Raw genomic sequence first — 15,753 nt, 5'->3', positions numbered from 1 at the left:
GGCCGGATGCGACCGCCGCGGGCTGTCCCGGCGGGGTTTCAGAGGGCTGCATCGGAGTTGGAGAGCGAATCCGCGAGAGAGAGCCGGAAAACGCGCTTTCTATAGTCTGCCCAGGCATTTGAGACAAGGAATTTCCGAGGCTTAGCAACTATGGCGGATTGTCGCAGCAAACCCCGCCTGTTACGCTGGCGGTAATGAAAATAACCCAAGGCACCAACCTTAGGACCGTCCTGCTGCTCCCCCTGCTCGCTATCGCCGCCCTGGCCCTCTGGGCTGCGGCCGATATCGCGCGGGAACGGGAGGCCACGCGCCGCCTGGGTGAAACCGAAGCGGCGGTAAAAGCCGAGGCGATGGCCGCCGCGATCCGCGAAGCCCGCCACATCGCCCAGGTGGTGGATGGCCTGGCCAATCTTACAACAGCCGCCGAAGGGCTGCTGCTGGTGGGGGGGCCGACCCTGGCCGATGTGCTGCTGGAGGGCCAGTCGGTACACCTGGTGGATCCCTCAGGACGCAGCATCGGCAGCATCGGCGACCTCCCGCCACCACCAGATATTCCCGAAATTCTGCGCCAAAGCAGGTCGGTTGGGCATACCGGCAGCGACCGCCTCGGTGCCCCTTATGCCTGTGGCACACAGCTTTGCGCCACCTTCATCCATGCCATCACCTACAGGGGCGACGACACCACAAGCGACTGGGTGGTGGTCGGGTTCCGGTTGCCGGAGGCGACAACCTGGCTGGCCAATACCGGCCTGAACCTGCATTGGCGGCTGCCCAGCGGCACCACCTGGCTCGGGCTGCCGCTTTCCGGCGATGCCCTCTGGTTCAGTCTGCGGCCGCCACAACTCGACGACTATGACCTGGAACTTGATGTCGCCTGCCCGACGGAAAGCCCCGTGATGCTTTGGTGGCGGCTGAATGGGCAGCGGTTTTTGCTGCTGGCGGTAGTGGTGATCGCCTGCTTCGGTGCTGCCGGCCTGATGGCGGCGCGACTGGTGCGCATCTTGCGCGAGCATCGCCGGATGCAATCTGATCTGGTGGCGCGTGAACACCAGATCCGCGCCGTGTTCGACCTGGTGCCCGATGCCTTCATCGTACATGACCTTGGCCGCGTGCTGTTCGCCAATCCGGGTGCCGTGCATATGCTCCGGGCCGAAAGCCTGGCGCAGTTGATTGGCTGGGACCTGTTCACAATCGTCGGACCGGAAGCCCGCCCCATCGCCCGCGAACGGACACGGCGCATCCAGCAGGAAGGCGTGGTGCCGGAGATGATGCGGATGCAGGCCCATCGCCTGAATGGCGAACCGATGACTGTGCGCGTGCAAGGCCGACCGATCCTGTTCGACGACCGTCAGGTGGTGCTGAGCGTGTTCTACGACATCACCGAACAAGACCGCATCGAAAGCGAACTGGAGAATGCCCGCGTTGCCGCCGTGATGGCGAGCAAGTCCAAGAGCGAATTCCTGGCGCATATGAGCCATGAGTTGCGCACGCCGCTGAATTCCATCATCGGCTTCGCGGAACTGCTCGACCGCCAGCATCTCGGACCGCTCGGCGCGCCGAAGTATCAGGAATATGTCCGCGACATCCTGGATAGCGGCCGGCACCTGTTGTCGCTGATCAACGCGGTGCTGGACTGGAGCCGCGTCGAGGCCGGCAAGCTGGTGTTGAACGAAGAGGAAATTGATCTTCTGGCGCTGGGCCGCGTCTGCCTGCGTTCGATGCAGGAGATTGCCGAGAGCCGTTCGCTCAAGCTGGTGGACCAGCTCGATATCGGCCCGGAACCGCCGCTGCTGCTCGCCGATGCGCGCATGAGCCGGCAGGTGATTCTCAACCTCCTGTCCAATGCCACTAAGTTCACGCCGCCGGGCGGCGAAGTGACCATGGCGATCAGCCGCAGCGAAGATGGCGGTCTCTCGCTTGTGGTGCGCGATACCGGCATCGGCATCGAAACGGCAGACCTCGGACGCATGTTCGAGCCCTTCGTGCAGGCCGATGGCTCGCATAACCGGCGCTTTGAAGGCACCGGCCTCGGGCTGCCATTGTCGCGCCGCCTGATGGAAGCCCATGGCGGCAGCCTCACGCTTGCAAGCAGGCCGGGCCAGGGTACAGTGGCCACCATGACTTTTCCGCCAGCCCGCGTTATCGACATGCTGGCGCATATCTAGAAAACGGGACCCGGAGGAATCAGCATGCGTCTGGCGAATAAGGTGGCGATCGTTACCGGCGGTGGTTCGGGCTTCGGCGAAGGCATTGCCAAGCGTTTCGCTGCCGAGGGTGCGGCCGTCGCTGTGGCCGATCTCAATCCCGCCAGCGCCGAGCGTGTCGCCGGCGAAATCAAGGCTGCTGGCGGCAAGGCCATCGCGGTACAGGTGGATGTCAGCCAGTCCGGCCCGATGCAGGCCATGGTGGCCGCCACGGTGCAGGCATTCGGCGGCCTGGACATTGTGGTCAACAATGCCGGCATGCCGCAACGAAACGCGCCGTTGCTGAATACCGACGAAGCCACCTTCGACAAGATCTTCGCCGTCAACGTCAAGAGCATCTATCTCTCGGCGATGCATGCCGTGCCGGAAATGCGCAAGCGTGGCCGTGGTGCCTTCATCAATATTGCCTCCACCGCCGGCGTGCGCCCGCGCCCCGGCCTGGTGTGGTATAACGGCTCGAAGGGCGCGGTTATCACCATCACCCGCGCCATGGCGGTGGAATTGGCGCCGGAGCAGATCCGCGTCAATGCGCTGAACCCGGTGGCTGGCCTGACGCCGATGCTGAAGGAATTCATGGGCGGCGAGGAGACCGAGGAGATGAAGGCGAAATTCGTTTCGACGATTCCCATCGGCCGCTTCAGCACGCCGCGCGACATTGCCAATGCCGCGCTTTACCTGGCTTCTGACGAGGCCGATTTCATCACCGGCGTCTGCATGGAGGTTGATGGCGGCCGATGCATCTGACCAGTATAAGCGCGACACTTCTGATGCTGCTGGGGGCCGGCGCAGCGTTGGCCCAAACACAGCAGACACCGGCACAGCAGGCCCCGGCGCAGCAAGCCCCCGCGCAGGGCCAGCAGCCGCCGGCAGCACAACAGCCGGCCCAGCAGCAACGCCGCCCTGCCACCGGCGCGCCCGCCAACACCATCGGCCTGCCGAACCCGACGCCGATTGCCGAAATTCCGCGCGGCCAGACCGTGCTGCTGGCCGGTGTGCTCTCCGCACCACAGCCGCGCACCTTCGTGCTCAACGACGGCAATGCATCCATCGTGGTCAATCTGGGGCCAAGCTGGCAGGAACTGACCCGGCTCAAGGCCGGCGACCGTATCCGCGTCGTCGGCCAGCTCGATCCTTACGGTGCCTCGGTATTCCGCGCCGGTTCCATCGTGCTGGACAATGGCCGCGTCATTGTCGTGCCGACGAACTAGCGGTCACCCCAAATTAACGGTCACCACGGTCGTTGCGCGTGCGGCAGCGCGGATAGGTATTCTTCACGCGGCCAAGCTCAGTGCGCTGGGCATGCAGCACGAAATCATTGTATTCGGCGAAGCCACTGACCAGCCTGTTGGCGACGTGACATTCCTCATTCGCCATGCGCTGCAGGCCGGTTGAGGCAATCAGCCGGGAATCGAGCCGCAGCGCGATATCGGGAATATCCGGATAATTGCGTTCCAGCGCCTCGCCACGCAGCCGCGCCGCCGCCTGGATCTGCTCGGCATTGGCCTGGTCGAACGCCTGCCAGGCCGGCAGCAGAGTGATGTCGACGCGGCGGCGCTGACATTCGCGGCCGATCTCGCGCAGGATGATGCCGGTTCGGATCAGCGCCTCCGCCTTCTGCTCGCGATCGTCCATGCATGGCAACACGCGCTTTGGTCGACTGCCGGGGCCAAGGCCGAAGGCCGGGTCCTGCTGCGCCTGGGCATCGCCGGCCACTGCCAGCAGCAGACTGAACAGTATCGCGACGCGGCAGTGCATCAGCGCTTGTTGTGGGTTATCGCGGCAACGAAAGTGGCGGCCGCATCCGCTGCCTGCTCCACCACGGCTGCTGGCACGGCCGGACTTTGATCCATGGCCTGACGGATCGCCTGCGCCTCCTGCGGCGGCAGGCGGTTCAGGATCACGTTAGCGCGCTCGGGTCCCGCAGCACGCAGGAAAGCGACCAGCTTGTCGCGGCTCATGGCCGGAACATCCCTCTTCTTGCATCTGTCCTGGCAGGAATGATCAGCGCGACTTCGGCGCCGCCTTCATCATCGCCAGATACATTGGCATCACCACATTGGTGAATTTGTTCGAACCGTATTGCAGTTCTTCCATCGCCGCCCGCACCATATCCACCGTCGGATAATACGGCACAATGACATAGCCACTCTGGCGCAGAGCCTTGATCACGGCATTCGACTGCTTGGTGTAGTTCTCAAAGAAATAACTGGTATCGGCAGCCTTGATCGCCTCCGCGATCACCTGCTGCGCGGCGATGGGCCGGATATTCTGCGGCTTCCAGTCAAACTGGGCTTCGCCATCATCGTCATCGGTATTCGCCGCCATTGGCCAACCTGCCCTACTCGATCAATTGGCCGGTACGCGGCGGCCAGCCGGCCAGGTGCGTGCCGTATCGGTGAGCGGCGGCAGGATTTCGCCCGCCTTCGGATCCGGCTTGCCATCCAGCTTGCGCACGGCGGTGGCAAGTTTGCGCTCCATGCCAGCCGGCGCCTTGCCGCCGCCCAAGCGGAAATGCTGGTAAGCTTCCTTCAGCGCATCCGCCACCTTGTGCTCGGTGGCGCCACCAAGGCCGGTCAGCTTACGCCGCACCACCACATTAATGGCATCGATATTGAGGCCGATGATCTTGTGCAGGCGCGGGTTATTCTCGTTCAGATTGGCGGTGAGCTGGCGCAGAATATCGGCATAGGTGGTGAGCAGCGGATAGTTGAACAATCCGCCCTGCCCCTTCATCTCCACCGCCAGATCGTGAATCCACTCGTAATAGCTGGCACGGCCTACCTGGTTGAAGGCCGCCGAGGAATAGGCGTCACGCATGTTGCGGAGCGCGTCGTCCGCCGCCATCTCGAAATCGCTCTGGGTTTCCACGATCACCTTCTCGATCTTGTCGCGCATTTCCGGCGTCAGTCGGAGTTCCTGGCCGCGGCGGAAATTGACAGCGCGCCGCTTCAGGTCGCCTCGATTGGCGATGATCTTCCCTGATGACTGGGCATTTAGCATAGCGCAGCTTCCGTCCGACGGGGGCACCGATTCGCCCCCGCACAATAGTGTATTGTGACGACAGAAGCCGTTATCAAGTATTTAACGCAGCCGCGAATCCCTCCGGGACGCCCTTCGGGCCGCTGGCGCAGCCGGATCAGTCGCGCTCGAAGACCCGCAGGCGGTGGTTGCAGATGTCGATCTTCTCCGCCATGCGAGCGCGCCAGACCTTGTCCGCCTCCCGTTCGCTCTCGAACGGGCCATAGCTCTCCTCCGTACCGGGCATCGGCTTCGGATCGGCTAAATCCTTGAAAATGCCGCCTTCGACGTAAAATTTCGCCATCGCCGGCCTCCTTGACCTCGCTGTTACGACTGTGTCTGCCGGCCCTGTTACCGGGTCGGCCATGCCGTATAGTCTCCTGGAGCCGCCGGCCGGAAGCAAGTGACTGTTGCGTAATATGGCTGGCCTGCCCCGCCAAACCGCCAATAACCAGACAAAACCAGGCTGAGCACTAGCGGCAACCGCCATATCTTTGGCTAGGATTGGTCTTTGGCTACGATTGGCCGGCAGCCCTTGATTCGCCGGCCTGCACCCAAGCCTGAACCCGAGGAGACCGCCATGGACAAGGAAATCACCGCACTGACCCGCATGGCCGAAGTGGCGATGGACTTCCTGGTCCGCTACGGCTTGCAGATCCTTGGTGCGCTGGTCGTCTTTTTCATCGGCCTCAAGCTGGCCATATGGCTCGGCTCTCGCACCACCGCACTCGCCGAGCGCAAGAGCATCGATATCACCCTCGCCCGGCTATTCGGCAATGTGGTTAAGATCGGCGTGCTGGCGGCGGTGGTGCTGATCACGCTGGGCAATTTCGGCATCTCAATCGCGCCACTGATCGCGCTGGCCGGCGCCAGCGCCTTTGGCGCCACCCTGGCGATCCAGGGGCCGCTGTCGAATTACGGTGCCGGCCTTGCCATCATCCTCAGCCGCCCCTTCGTGGTCGGCAACACCATCGCGGTGAAGGGCGTGAGCGGCGTAGTCGAGGAAGTGACCCTGTCCGCCACGGTGCTGCGCAACCAGGATGGCGAAGAGATCACGGTGCCGAACAAGTCAATAAACGGCGAAATCATTGTCAATTCGCGCGCCCATCATGTGGTCGAGACCCGCGTGCACCTGCCGACCGATGCCAACCACGACCGCGCCGCCGCCGCCGTGCGCCAGGCCCTGAACGGCTTCCCCGAGATCGTGGACGGCCCGCCGGCGCAGATCGGCATCCATGAATTCACTGCCACCGGCATCGTGCTGGGGGTGCGCTACTGGGTGCCCAGCCGGCAGTATTTCCAGATGCGCTACGCGGCAAATACCGCGATTCTGCAGGCCTTGCGTGAGCAGAAAATTATGCCGCAGCCAGAATAAGTCAAATTTTTTTGGCTGAAAACTAGCAAAATTATGCACTTATCCGTTCAGGGATTGTTAAGGAGTCGGGTTTAAAAAGTTAGCCATCGTCAAAGGACCAGAAAGGAACCTTAACAATGGCAAACTCAGTCAACACCAATATTGGTGCGCTCGTCGCCCTGTCGTCGCTGCGCTCGACCAACACCGAACTCGACAAGACCTCCAAGCGCATCCAGACCGGCTTCCGCGTTGCGGACGCGCAGGATGATGCCGCCGTTTTCGCCGTTGCCCAGGGCATCCGTGGCAACGTTAAGGCCTACGCCTCGGTGCAGTCCTCGCTGGCTGCTGGTGAAGGTCTTGGTCAGGTTTCGGCGGCCGCACTCACCGGCATCTCGAACCTCGTGGGTGACCTCAAGGCCAAGTTCGCCAACCTGGCGGACGGCTCGCTGACCGCTGAGCAGCGCACCACCTACCAGAACGACGCCAACCAGATCCTGCAGCAGATCACAAACTTCGTGAATCAGGCCACCTACAACGGCAAGAACCTGCTGAACACCACTGCCACGGTGACCTTCGTGGCCGACGTGTCCGGCACCACCTTGACGCTGCAGACTGGCAGCAACACGCTGAACGGCGCGACCGACCTCGGCCAGGTGATCACCGACTTCACTGACGCCTCGCAGTACTCGACCTCGCTCGCCAGCCTGAACACCTTCGAAGGCCTGGTGAACTCGATCTCCGCGCAGGTTGCCGCGCAGAGCCGTTCGCTGTCGCTGCAGCGTAACTTCGTGAACGACCTGGTGGACGCGACCAAGAAGGGCCTCGGCGCCCTGGTGGACGCGGACGTCGCCGCCGAATCCGCTGCCCTGCAGTCCCTGCAGGTTCGTCAGCAGCTCGGCGTCCAGGCGCTCTCGATCGCCAACCAGCAGCCGAACACCCTGCTCAGCCTGTTCCGCTAATAGCGCCAACCTTTTCCGGCCTGACGATACGGCGGCTCCTTTCGGGGCCGCCGTTTTCGTTTGTAGCGCCTTCTTGCATCGGCGCTTGGCGGCATTATGTCAGTGGTGGCTGTTTCCGCCCGCCCAAAAAATCAAGATCACCATGACCCGCCGCCTCGCTCTGCTCCTGCTTGTACCGCTGTTTTTGGCCGCTTGCGCAGGCCCCACCCGGCCTGATCCAGCCGGTCTTGCCGCCTATGGCGCGTTTGATCTGGAACACTATTTCCTTGGCCGCTCGAAGGCCTGGGGCCTGTTCGAACCCCGATTTGGCGGCAAGGTGCGGCAATTCACCGTCGAGCTGGCAGGGCGCCGGGAGAATGGCGAGCTGGTGCTGGAGGAGGATTTCCGCTTCAGCGACGGTGAAATCCAGCGTCGGGTCTGGCGTATCCGCCTGGAGGACGGCCAGTATGTCGGCCGTGCCGACGACGTGATCGGGACTGCCCAGGGGCAATCCCGCGGCAATGCATTCCAATGGGCATATGACATCAACTTGAAAACCGATGATGGCGGCATTGACGTGCGCTTCGACGACTGGCTTTACCGCTTTGACGATGAGGTGGTGCTGAATCGTGCCAGTGTGCGCAAATTCGGCGTCGAGGTCGGACAGGTATTGCTGACCTTCCGAAAACTCCAGTAATTGCCCGATTTTCCATATTTTCCGGGCTGTTGACGAGGCTGGGGGCGGCCTTTATGGTCCGCCGCGCGTGACCCCGTAGCTCAGCTGGTAGAGCAAGCGACTTTTAATCGAGAGGTCGCGGGTTCGAATCCCGCCGGGGTCACCAACTTCTCTTTTTGATCGGATTTGCATTGCGCCCTCACCCGCGCCCTCGATAGGCTTTACCCATTGCAAGGCTGCGCGGGAGTCGCGGCGATGCCGGGGGATGGAATTGTCAGTCCAAAATATGGCGTGCTTGCCGCTGGCGAGCAGCCTGAGCATCCGTTGTTGCAGCGGCTGCTGACGGATTGGCGAGCAGCAGCAGCGCAGAATGGCCTGCCCTCACCAGCTTTTGTCGACCCATTGAAGCTCAATTACCTGCTTGGCAGCCTGATCATTGTTGGCGTAATGCAGGATGCCGAAGGCGACCTGCGCTTCAATTATCGTCTAGTCGGCACAGACCTTGTGGCTCGGCGCGGCCACGACCATACCGGCGGCTGGATGCATGAACATGAAGACCCGATGGTCGCCAATACCGGCCCTATTGTCTGCCGCCTGGCAGTGGAGACGCGCCAGCCGGTGCAGATGCAGGCAGAGCGCCGCTTCGAGGGCCGCCGCTATCCGGTGGATTACCTGCTGCTGCCCCTGGCGCCTTCGGCCAGTGGCGGCATCGACCGTCTGCTGATCGCACAGCTCTATGGCACCGATATGCCCCGCCTGCCCTATCGCGGCAAGGCCGGACTTTGAACTACTGCCACCAGCCGCGCGTCAGCCACACCACGCCATGGGTGAGGCCATAGGCCAGCATCGCGAAGACGAAGGCGATGGCGAAAACCCGGGCGTGACGGCGCAGCTTGTCCATTCACGCCTCTTGCAATCAAAGCGGTTCTATATCGCCGGCCGCCTGGCCGGCATGGAAATCGGCCGCAAAGGCAGCCAGCCGCCCCTCCGCGATGGCAGCACGCATGCCGGCCATCAGATCCTGGAAATACGTCAGGTTATGCCAGGTCATCAGCACGCTGCCGAGAATCTCGTTCGAGCGCACCAGGTGATGCAGGTAGGCGCGGCTATGATTGGTGCAGGCGGGGCAGCGGCATAGCGCATCCAGCGGTCGCGTATCCTCGGCATGGCGGGCATTGCGGATATTGACGCTGCCTCGCCGCGTGAAGGCCTGGCCGGTGCGGCCCGAGCGGGTCGGCAGCACGCAGTCGAACATGTCGACCCCGCGCTGCACCGCGCCGACCAGATCGGAGGGCTTGCCGACGCCCATCAGGTAGCGCGGTCGCGCCTCGGTGAGATGCGGTACGGTTTCTTCCAGGGTCTTGAACATCGCTTCCTGCGGTTCGCCCACCGCCAGGCCGCCGATGGCATAGCCATCGAAACCGATGCGCTGCAAGCCAGCGGCGGATTCCTCGCGCAGGGCCTGGAAGGTGCTGCCCTGAACAATGCCGAACAGGCCATAGCCCGGCCGTGCATCGAAGGCCGCCTTGCAGCGTTCGGCCCAGCGCAAACTCAACCGCATGGCATCCGCCGCGCGCTTTTCCTCCGCCGGATAGGATACGCATTCATCAAGCTGCATGGTGATGGTGGCATCAAGCAGATGCTGGATTTCCACCGAGCGCTCAGGCGTGAGATCGTATTTCGCGCCATCGATATGCGACTGGAAGGCGACGCCACGCTCGGTGACCTTGGCCAGGGCCCCAAGCGACATCACCTGGAAGCCGCCGGAATCGGTGAGGATCGGCCCCGGCCAATGCATGAACCTGTGCAGGCCGCCAAGCCGCGCCACGCGCTCGGCGCCGGGCCGCAGCATCAGGTGGTAGGTGTTGCCGAGAATGATCTGCGCGCCGGTGACGGCAACAGCTTCGGGCGTCATCGCCTTGACCGTGGCCGCCGTACCCACCGGCATGAAGACCGGCGTATCGATCACGCCATGGGCGGTCTCGAGCTTGCCGAGACGCGCGGCGCCATCGCGGGCATGGACAGTAAAAGCGAGGCTCATGGGGTAGCGACACGCATGGGGGCAGCCCTGAACAGCAGCGAGGAATCGCCGTAGGAATAGAAACGATAGCCTTCCGCAATGGCCCTGGCATAGAGGGCGCGTTGCGCCTCCTGGCCGACAAAGGCTGCCACCAGCATGACCAGGGTGGAGCGCGGCAGGTGGAAATTGGTCATCAGCGCATCCACGGCGCGGAAACGGAAGCCGGGCGTGATGAAGATATCGGTATCGCCGCGCCAGGGCCGCACGTCGCCATGCTCGCGCGCCGCGGTTTCCAGCAGCCGCAAGCTGGTAGTGCCGACCGCCACGATGCGGCCACCCTGCGCCTTGGCGGCACGGATCGCTTGGGCCGCCGCCTCATCCACCTCGCCCCATTCGGCATGCATACGGTGTTCTTCCACCCGCTCGGCTTTCACCGGCAGGAAGGTGCCAGCGCCGACATGCAGCGTCACCGTGGCGCGACCGATGCCGCGCTGCTCCAGGCGGCGCAGCAGCTCCGGGGTGAAATGCAGCCCCGCCGTGGGCGCGGCCACCGCGCCGGGCTTTGCTGCATAGACAGTCTGGTAATCGGCATGGTCGCGGGCATCGGCCGGGCGCTGGGCGACGATATAGGGTGGCAGCGGCATGGCACCGGCGCGCTCAAGCAGCGGCAGCAAGTCGGCATCCTCGCGGTCGATGCGCAGGCTCAGGCCATCGACGCCGGGCAGCCGCTCGGCCACCTCGGCGACCAGACCACCATCCAGCAGCAGCCGGTCGCCCGGCTTGAGGCGGCGGGCCGGTCGCGCCATCGCCGACCACAGCCGCTGGCCCAATGATTTGAGCAGCAGCACTTCCACCGCCACCAGCGGCTCGCGCTCGCGGCGGCCGAACAGCCGCGCCGGGATTACCTTGGTATCGTTGAACACCAGCAGGTCGCCCGGCCGCAGCAGATCCGGCAGGTCGCGGACATGATACGCATGGCCATCAGACGGCCAGAGCAGCAGTCGCGCGGCATCGCGCGGCGACACGGGCCGCTCGGCGATCAGGGCCGCCGGCAGTGGGAAATCGAAGTCGTCGACCAGCATGGTTCAAGTGCCGGGCACAAGGCCCGGCGGATCAGACGTCGGCGGCGACGCGCAGCGACACGATCTTATCCGGATCGCTCACGGAGCCGTTGTTGCGCTGATCGCCCTTCTTGATGCCATCGACGCGCTCCATGCCGTCGATGACCTGGCCCCAGACGGTATACTGGCCATCAAGGAAGCTGGCATCGTCGAAGCAGATGAAGAACTGGCTGTCGGCGCTATCCGGGTTCTGCGCCCGGGCCATCGAACAGGTGCCGCGCTGATGCGACTCCTTGTTGAACTCGGCCTTGAGATTCTGGCCCGAGCCGCCGGTGCCAGTGCCGCGCGGGCAGCCGGTCTGCGCCATGAAGCCATCGATCACGCGATGGAACTTGAGGCCATCATAGAAATGCTGCCGCGCCAGTTCCTTGATCCGCGCCACATGCTTCGGCGCCAAGTCCGGGCGCAGGGCGATGGTGACGCGGCCATCCTTGAGTTCGAGGTAGAGGGTGTTCTCGAGATCGGCGCTCATAGTGGCGGCTCCGGCTTATAGGTTCAGGATTTCACGTCGGCGGCGACGCGCATGCGGACAATCTTGTCAGGGCCATCGACAATGCCGCTGCCCGGCGCGCCCTTCTTGATGCGGTCGACGAATTCCATGCCCGACACCACCTTGCCCCAGACCGTGTACTGGCGGTCAAGGTAGGTGGCGGCATCCAGGCAGATGAAGAACTGGCTATCGGCGCTGTTGGGATCGTTGGTGCGGGCCATCGACACGGTGCCGCGCACATGGCTCTGCGAACTGAATTCAGCCGGCAGCTTCTGACCCGAGCCGCCATCGCCTCGGCCGTTGGGATCGCCGGCCTGCGCCATGAAGCCGCGGATCACGCGATGGAACACGATGCCGTCGTAGAAGCCCTGGCGCACCAGTTCCTTGATCCGGGCCACATGGCGCGGCGCCAGATCGGGGCGCATGGCGATGACCACGCGGCCCCACTCCAGGTCGAGATACAGCGTATTCTCCGGGTCCGTCACCTGCGCCCGGGCGGCAAACGGCAGAGCAGCGCAAAGGGCGGCAGCGGCAACCAGGAACTGACGGCGGATCATTCGGAACGGCCTTCCTTCAACGCGGCAACCCGCGCCAGCAGCCGCTCGGCGACACGCGGCGACACGAAGGGAGCCACATCGCCGCCCAGCATGCCGATCTCCTTGACCAGGCGCGAGGCGATGAACTGGTGGTTATCCGAGGCCATGAGGAACACGGTCTCGATTTCGGAATTGAGGCGGGCATTCATGCCTACCATCTGGAATTCGTATTCGAAGTCAGACACCGCGCGCAGGCCGCGGATGATTACCGCCGCGCCGATATCCATGGCGAAATGCATCAGCAGGTTGGAGAACGGCTTGACCTCGAATTCGGTGGCGCCGGGCATCAGCGGCCCGATTTCCTCGCGCACCATGGCGACGCGTTCTTCAAGCGAGAAAAGTGGGCCCTTGCCGGCATTCACCGCCACGCCAACCACCAGCTTGTCCACCAGCTTGGCGGCGCGCTTGATGATGTCGTAATGGCCCTTGGTAACCGGATCGAACGTGCCCGGGTAGAGACCGATACGGGTCTTGCTCATGCCTCGCTTCCCTCTTCTCCTCCCGGCGCCGCATCCTCGGCACCGCCCTCTTCACCCTGGCTAGTATCGGTCAAATGTGCAACCGATGCCACCTTCTCGCCTTCCGCGAGTTTAAAGATGATCACACCCTGGGTGTTTCGCCCGGCGATACGGATGTCGTCCACCGGGCAGCGGATAAGCTGGCCGCCATCGGTGACCAGCATGATCTGGTCGCCATGCTCCACCGGGAAGGTGGCAGCCACATCGCCGTTCTTGGCCGTGGTTTCAATATTGATGATGCCGGAGCCGCCACGGCCGGTGACGCGGTATTCATAGGCCGAGCTGCGCTTGCCATAGCCCTTCTCGGTGACGGTGAGCAGCACCTGCTCCTGCGCCTGCAGTTCGGTGAAGCGTTCAGCCGTCATCTCGCTCGGCAGCTCGACGCCGGTTTCGCCGGCCTCGATCCGCTCCAGGGCCGATTTGCGGCGCTGGTAAGCCTCGCGCTCATCGGACGTGACCTCGACATGGCGCAGGATCGACATCGAAATGACATGGTCGCCATCGGCCAGCTTCATGCCGCGCACGCCGGTGGAGGAACGGCTCTGGAAGCTGCGCACTTCCGAAACCTGGAAGCGAATGCACTTGCCCTGGTGGCTGGCGAGGAGGATATCGTCCTGGTCCGAGCAGGAGCGCACGGCGACCAACTGGTCGTCGGCATCCTCGCCCTCGAACTTCATAGCGATCTTGCCGCCGGCATTGATCGAGACGAAATCGGACAGGTCATTGCGCCGCACATAGCCCTTGGCGGTGGCGAAGGCGACATGCAGGTTGCCCCAGCTTGCCTCGTCTTCCGGCAACGGCATCACCACGGCGATCTTTTCGCCCTCGGACAGCGGCAGCAGGTTGACGAAGGCCTTGCCGCGTGATTGCGGCGTGCCGATCGGCAGGCGGTAGATCTTCAGCTTGTAGACGCGGCCGATATTGGAGAAGAACAGCACCGGCTGGTGCGTGTTGGCCACGAACAGCTCGGTGACGAAATCCTCTTCTTTGGTCGCCATGCCAGCGCGGCCCTTGCCGCCACGCTTCTGCGTCCGGTAGGTGGAAAGCGGCGTGCGCTTGACGTAGCCGGCATGGCTCACCGTCACCACCATGTCCTCGCGCTGGATCAGGTCCTCGGCATCGGCCTCGAATTCCACATCCTGGATTTCGGTGCGGCGCGGCACAGCAAAGCGTTCGCGCACCGCCACCAGTTCCTCGCGCAGCAATGCCATTAGCTTGGTGCGGTCGCCCAGGATGGCGAGATACTCGTTGATCTGCTCGGCCAACTGCTTCATCTCGTCGCCGATTTCATCGCGACCCAGGGCCGTGAGGCGCTGCAGGCGCAGATCGAGAATGGCGCGGGCCTGGGTCTCGGACAGGCGGTAATGCCCATCCACCACGCGGTGGCTGGGATCGTCGATCAGCGCGATCATGCTGGCGACTTCGCTGGCCGGCCACAGGCGGGTCATCAACTGCTCGCGCGCCGTGGCCGGATCCGGCGCGGCGCGGATCACGGCGATGATCTCGTCGATATTCGCCACCGCAATGGCCAGGCCGACCAAGACATGGGCGCGGTCGCGCGCCTTGGCCAGCAGATAGCGGGTACGCCGCGCGATCACTTCTTCGCGGAAATTCACAAAGGCGCCGAGCAACTGCTTGATGTTGAGCAGTTCCGGCTTGCCGCCATTCAGCGCCAGCATGTTGACGCCGAAGGAGGTCTGCAGCGGCGTGAAGCGGTAAAGCTGGTTCAGCACCACCTCGCCCATGGCATCGCGCTTCAGCTCGATCACCACGCGCACGCCGTCGCGGTCGGACTCATCGCGCAGATCGGCGATGCCTTCGATGCGCTTGGAGCGCACGGCCTCGGCGATCTTTTCCACCATGGAGGCCTTGTTCACCTGATAGGGAATCTCGGTGACGACAATGGCTTCGCGGTCCTTGCGGATTTCCTGGATGGTGGCGCGGCCACGCACCACCACGGAACCACGGCCGGTGTAGAGCGCCGCCTTGGCGCCGGCACGGCCGAGGATAATGCCGCCGGTGGGGAAATCCGGGCCGGGCAGGATGTCGAGCAACTGGTCCAGGGTAATCTCGGGATTGTCGACATAGGCGCAGGCGGCGTCGATCACTTCGCCGAGATTATGCGGCGGGATATTGGTCGCCATACCGACGGCAATGCCGTTGGCGCCATTCACCAGCAGGTTCGGGAAACGCGCCGGCAGGACCGAAGGTTCCTCGGAACTGTCGTCGTAATTCGGTTGGAAATCGACCGTATCCTTGTCGATGTCGTCGAGCATCGACTCAGCGGTGCGGGCAAGGCGCGTTTCGGTATAGCGCATCGCCGCCGGCGGATCGCCATCCATCGAGCCGAAATTGCCCTGGCCATCCAGCAGCATCAGCCCCATGGAGAAAGGCTGCGCCATGCGCACCATGGCGTCGTAGATCGACTGGTCGCCATGCGGGTGATACTTACCCATCACGTCACCGACGATGCGCGCCGATTTGCGGTAGGCCTTGTCGGCGGTGTAGCCGCCTTCCTGCATGGCGAAGAGGATGCGGCGATGCACCGGCTTGAGGCCGTCGCGCGCATCTGGCAGCGCGCGTGAGACGATCACGCTCATCGCATAGCCGAGATAGCTGCGCTGCATCTCCTCTTCGATGGAGATCGGCTGAATATCGTGCGGAAGCGAAGGCTGATCGGTCACTGGACGGGATCCGGGTAAAGGTCGGGAACAAGGCGGAAATGGCCTCGACTCGCCCCGGTTTTCGGCGCTGGAATCAGGCTGAGAAAACTAGCATATCCGGGCTTCTCCGGGCAACGCCGCGGCCCCCTTTACAG

18 protein-coding genes and 1 tRNA gene are annotated in these 15,753 nt (G+C 63.5%); 8 read left to right on the top strand and 11 right to left on the bottom strand.

Going from position 1 to position 15,753, the window contains the following annotated elements:
• Positions 1–194: 194 nt before the first annotated feature.
• Genes V6B08_RS12450 through V6B08_RS12440 form a run of 3 tightly spaced genes read left to right on the top strand, consistent with a single transcriptional unit; the run spans position 195 to position 3,412 of the window.
• Positions 195–2,165 carry a PAS domain-containing sensor histidine kinase gene (locus tag V6B08_RS12450; protein WP_341981184.1) on the top strand — a complete coding sequence of 657 codons (1,971 nt, stop codon included), beginning with the start codon at positions 195–197 and terminating at the stop codon, positions 2,163–2,165.
• 24 nt (positions 2,166–2,189) lie between these two features.
• Positions 2,190–2,948, top strand: coding sequence for a glucose 1-dehydrogenase (locus tag V6B08_RS12445; RefSeq protein ID WP_341981182.1), 759 nt, complete (start codon positions 2,190–2,192; stop codon positions 2,946–2,948).
• Positions 2,939–3,412 (top strand): hypothetical protein, encoded by a 474-nt coding sequence (locus V6B08_RS12440; RefSeq protein WP_341981180.1) that lies wholly within the window; start codon positions 2,939–2,941, stop codon positions 3,410–3,412. Before V6B08_RS12445 ends, V6B08_RS12440 begins: the two co-directional genes overlap by 10 nt.
• A gap of 13 nt (positions 3,413–3,425) precedes the next feature.
• Here V6B08_RS12440 and V6B08_RS12435 read toward each other — a convergent pair whose 3' ends face one another.
• The 5 genes from V6B08_RS12435 to V6B08_RS12415 form a co-directional block, all read right to left on the bottom strand.
• The gene (locus V6B08_RS12435) at positions 3,426–3,959 is read right to left on the bottom strand and encodes a hypothetical protein (RefSeq protein WP_341981178.1); all 534 of its coding nucleotides are present in this window, start codon (positions 3,957–3,959) and stop codon (positions 3,426–3,428) included.
• The gene (locus V6B08_RS12430; RefSeq protein WP_341981176.1) at positions 3,959–4,162 is read right to left on the bottom strand and encodes a FliG C-terminal domain-containing protein; all 204 of its coding nucleotides are present in this window, start codon (positions 4,160–4,162) and stop codon (positions 3,959–3,961) included. The genes V6B08_RS12435 and V6B08_RS12430 overlap by 1 nt, the downstream gene beginning before the upstream one ends.
• A gap of 43 nt (positions 4,163–4,205) precedes the next feature.
• Positions 4,206–4,529, bottom strand: a complete 324-nt coding sequence (locus V6B08_RS12425; RefSeq protein WP_341981174.1) for a hypothetical protein — start codon at positions 4,527–4,529, stop codon at positions 4,206–4,208.
• A 21-nt stretch (positions 4,530–4,550) separates the two neighbouring features.
• Positions 4,551–5,204, bottom strand: a complete 654-nt coding sequence (locus V6B08_RS12420; protein WP_341981172.1) for a hypothetical protein — start codon at positions 5,202–5,204, stop codon at positions 4,551–4,553.
• A 136-nt stretch (positions 5,205–5,340) separates the two neighbouring features.
• On the bottom strand, positions 5,341–5,526 hold the full coding sequence (locus V6B08_RS12415; RefSeq protein WP_341981170.1) for a DUF4170 domain-containing protein: 186 nt from the start codon (positions 5,524–5,526) through the stop codon (positions 5,341–5,343).
• A 276-nt stretch (positions 5,527–5,802) separates the two neighbouring features.
• Here V6B08_RS12415 and V6B08_RS12410 point away from each other — a divergent pair, with 276 nt between their 5' ends.
• From V6B08_RS12410 to V6B08_RS12390, 5 genes are all read left to right on the top strand, one after another.
• A complete protein-coding gene (locus V6B08_RS12410; RefSeq protein ID WP_341981168.1) occupies positions 5,803–6,597 on the top strand; it encodes a mechanosensitive ion channel family protein in 795 nt (264 codons plus the stop codon).
• Between the two features lie 116 nt (positions 6,598–6,713).
• Positions 6,714–7,535, top strand: coding sequence for a flagellin (locus V6B08_RS12405; protein WP_341981166.1), 822 nt, complete (start codon positions 6,714–6,716; stop codon positions 7,533–7,535).
• 142 nt (positions 7,536–7,677) lie between these two features.
• Positions 7,678–8,211 (top strand): DUF3833 family protein, encoded by a 534-nt coding sequence (locus V6B08_RS12400; protein WP_341981164.1) that lies wholly within the window; start codon positions 7,678–7,680, stop codon positions 8,209–8,211.
• A 69-nt stretch (positions 8,212–8,280) separates the two neighbouring features.
• Positions 8,281–8,356, top strand: a tRNA-Lys gene (locus V6B08_RS12395).
• An 89-nt stretch (positions 8,357–8,445) separates the two neighbouring features.
• The gene (locus V6B08_RS12390) at positions 8,446–8,976 is read left to right on the top strand and encodes a PAS domain-containing protein (RefSeq protein WP_341981162.1); all 531 of its coding nucleotides are present in this window, start codon (positions 8,446–8,448) and stop codon (positions 8,974–8,976) included.
• Between the two features lie 130 nt (positions 8,977–9,106).
• On the opposite strand, the gene tgt is transcribed toward V6B08_RS12390, so the two are convergent.
• The 6 genes from tgt to gyrA are packed head-to-tail and all read right to left on the bottom strand — an operon-like array spanning position 9,107 to position 15,619.
• The gene (gene tgt / locus V6B08_RS12385; RefSeq protein ID WP_341981159.1) at positions 9,107–10,231 is read right to left on the bottom strand and encodes a tRNA guanosine(34) transglycosylase Tgt; all 1,125 of its coding nucleotides are present in this window, start codon (positions 10,229–10,231) and stop codon (positions 9,107–9,109) included.
• Complete coding sequence (gene queA / locus V6B08_RS12380; RefSeq protein WP_341981157.1) at positions 10,228–11,292, bottom strand: tRNA preQ1(34) S-adenosylmethionine ribosyltransferase-isomerase QueA; 1,065 nt, start codon at positions 11,290–11,292, stop codon at positions 10,228–10,230. Before queA ends, tgt begins: the two co-directional genes overlap by 4 nt.
• A gap of 31 nt (positions 11,293–11,323) precedes the next feature.
• Positions 11,324–11,803, bottom strand: coding sequence for a peptidylprolyl isomerase (locus V6B08_RS12375; protein ID WP_341981155.1), 480 nt, complete (start codon positions 11,801–11,803; stop codon positions 11,324–11,326).
• A gap of 23 nt (positions 11,804–11,826) precedes the next feature.
• Positions 11,827–12,378: a peptidylprolyl isomerase gene (locus tag V6B08_RS12370; protein WP_341981153.1), complete on the bottom strand. Its 552-nt coding sequence runs from the start codon at positions 12,376–12,378 to the stop codon at positions 11,827–11,829.
• Positions 12,375–12,896, bottom strand: coding sequence for a pantetheine-phosphate adenylyltransferase (coaD, locus tag V6B08_RS12365; RefSeq protein ID WP_341981149.1), 522 nt, complete (start codon positions 12,894–12,896; stop codon positions 12,375–12,377). Before coaD ends, V6B08_RS12370 begins: the two co-directional genes overlap by 4 nt.
• Entirely contained in the window at positions 12,893–15,619 is a 2,727-nt protein-coding gene (gene gyrA / locus V6B08_RS12360) for a DNA gyrase subunit A (RefSeq protein WP_341981148.1), read from the bottom strand. Before gyrA ends, coaD begins: the two co-directional genes overlap by 4 nt.
• Positions 15,620–15,753: the final 134 nt, after the last annotated feature.

This window comes from Ferrovibrio sp. MS7 (assembly GCF_038404985.1).
GTDB classification, from domain to species: domain Bacteria; phylum Pseudomonadota; class Alphaproteobacteria; order Ferrovibrionales; family Ferrovibrionaceae; genus Ferrovibrio; species Ferrovibrio plantarum.
Note: the sequence above shows the minus strand (reverse complement) of the source record. Positions and strands in the feature narration are given on the sequence as shown.

What these genes read in the sequence shown, in the direction of transcription:
- V6B08_RS12450 (WP_341981184.1), top strand. Translation starts at nt 195, where the DNA reads ATGAAAATAACCCAAGGCACCAACCTTAGGACCGTCCTGCTGCTCCCC.
- V6B08_RS12445 (WP_341981182.1), top strand. Translation starts at nt 2,190, where the DNA reads ATGCGTCTGGCGAATAAGGTGGCGATCGTTACCGGCGGTGGTTCGGGC.
- V6B08_RS12440 (WP_341981180.1), top strand. Translation starts at nt 2,939, where the DNA reads ATGCATCTGACCAGTATAAGCGCGACACTTCTGATGCTGCTGGGGGCC.
- V6B08_RS12435 (WP_341981178.1), bottom strand. Translation starts at nt 3,959, where the DNA reads ATGCACTGCCGCGTCGCGATACTGTTCAGTCTGCTGCTGGCAGTGGCC.
- V6B08_RS12430 (WP_341981176.1), bottom strand. Translation starts at nt 4,162, where the DNA reads ATGAGCCGCGACAAGCTGGTCGCTTTCCTGCGTGCTGCGGGACCCGAG.
- V6B08_RS12425 (WP_341981174.1), bottom strand. Translation starts at nt 4,529, where the DNA reads ATGGCGGCGAATACCGATGACGATGATGGCGAAGCCCAGTTTGACTGG.
- V6B08_RS12420 (WP_341981172.1), bottom strand. Translation starts at nt 5,204, where the DNA reads ATGCTAAATGCCCAGTCATCAGGGAAGATCATCGCCAATCGAGGCGAC.
- V6B08_RS12415 (WP_341981170.1), bottom strand. Translation starts at nt 5,526, where the DNA reads ATGGCGAAATTTTACGTCGAAGGCGGCATTTTCAAGGATTTAGCCGAT.
- V6B08_RS12410 (WP_341981168.1), top strand. Translation starts at nt 5,803, where the DNA reads ATGGACAAGGAAATCACCGCACTGACCCGCATGGCCGAAGTGGCGATG.
- V6B08_RS12405 (WP_341981166.1), top strand. Translation starts at nt 6,714, where the DNA reads ATGGCAAACTCAGTCAACACCAATATTGGTGCGCTCGTCGCCCTGTCG.
- V6B08_RS12400 (WP_341981164.1), top strand. Translation starts at nt 7,678, where the DNA reads ATGACCCGCCGCCTCGCTCTGCTCCTGCTTGTACCGCTGTTTTTGGCC.
- V6B08_RS12390 (WP_341981162.1), top strand. Translation starts at nt 8,446, where the DNA reads ATGCCGGGGGATGGAATTGTCAGTCCAAAATATGGCGTGCTTGCCGCT.
- tgt (WP_341981159.1), bottom strand. Translation starts at nt 10,231, where the DNA reads ATGAGCCTCGCTTTTACTGTCCATGCCCGCGATGGCGCCGCGCGTCTC.
- queA (WP_341981157.1), bottom strand. Translation starts at nt 11,292, where the DNA reads ATGCTGGTCGACGACTTCGATTTCCCACTGCCGGCGGCCCTGATCGCC.
- V6B08_RS12375 (WP_341981155.1), bottom strand. Translation starts at nt 11,803, where the DNA reads ATGAGCGCCGATCTCGAGAACACCCTCTACCTCGAACTCAAGGATGGC.
- V6B08_RS12370 (WP_341981153.1), bottom strand. Translation starts at nt 12,378, where the DNA reads ATGATCCGCCGTCAGTTCCTGGTTGCCGCTGCCGCCCTTTGCGCTGCT.
- coaD (WP_341981149.1), bottom strand. Translation starts at nt 12,896, where the DNA reads ATGAGCAAGACCCGTATCGGTCTCTACCCGGGCACGTTCGATCCGGTT.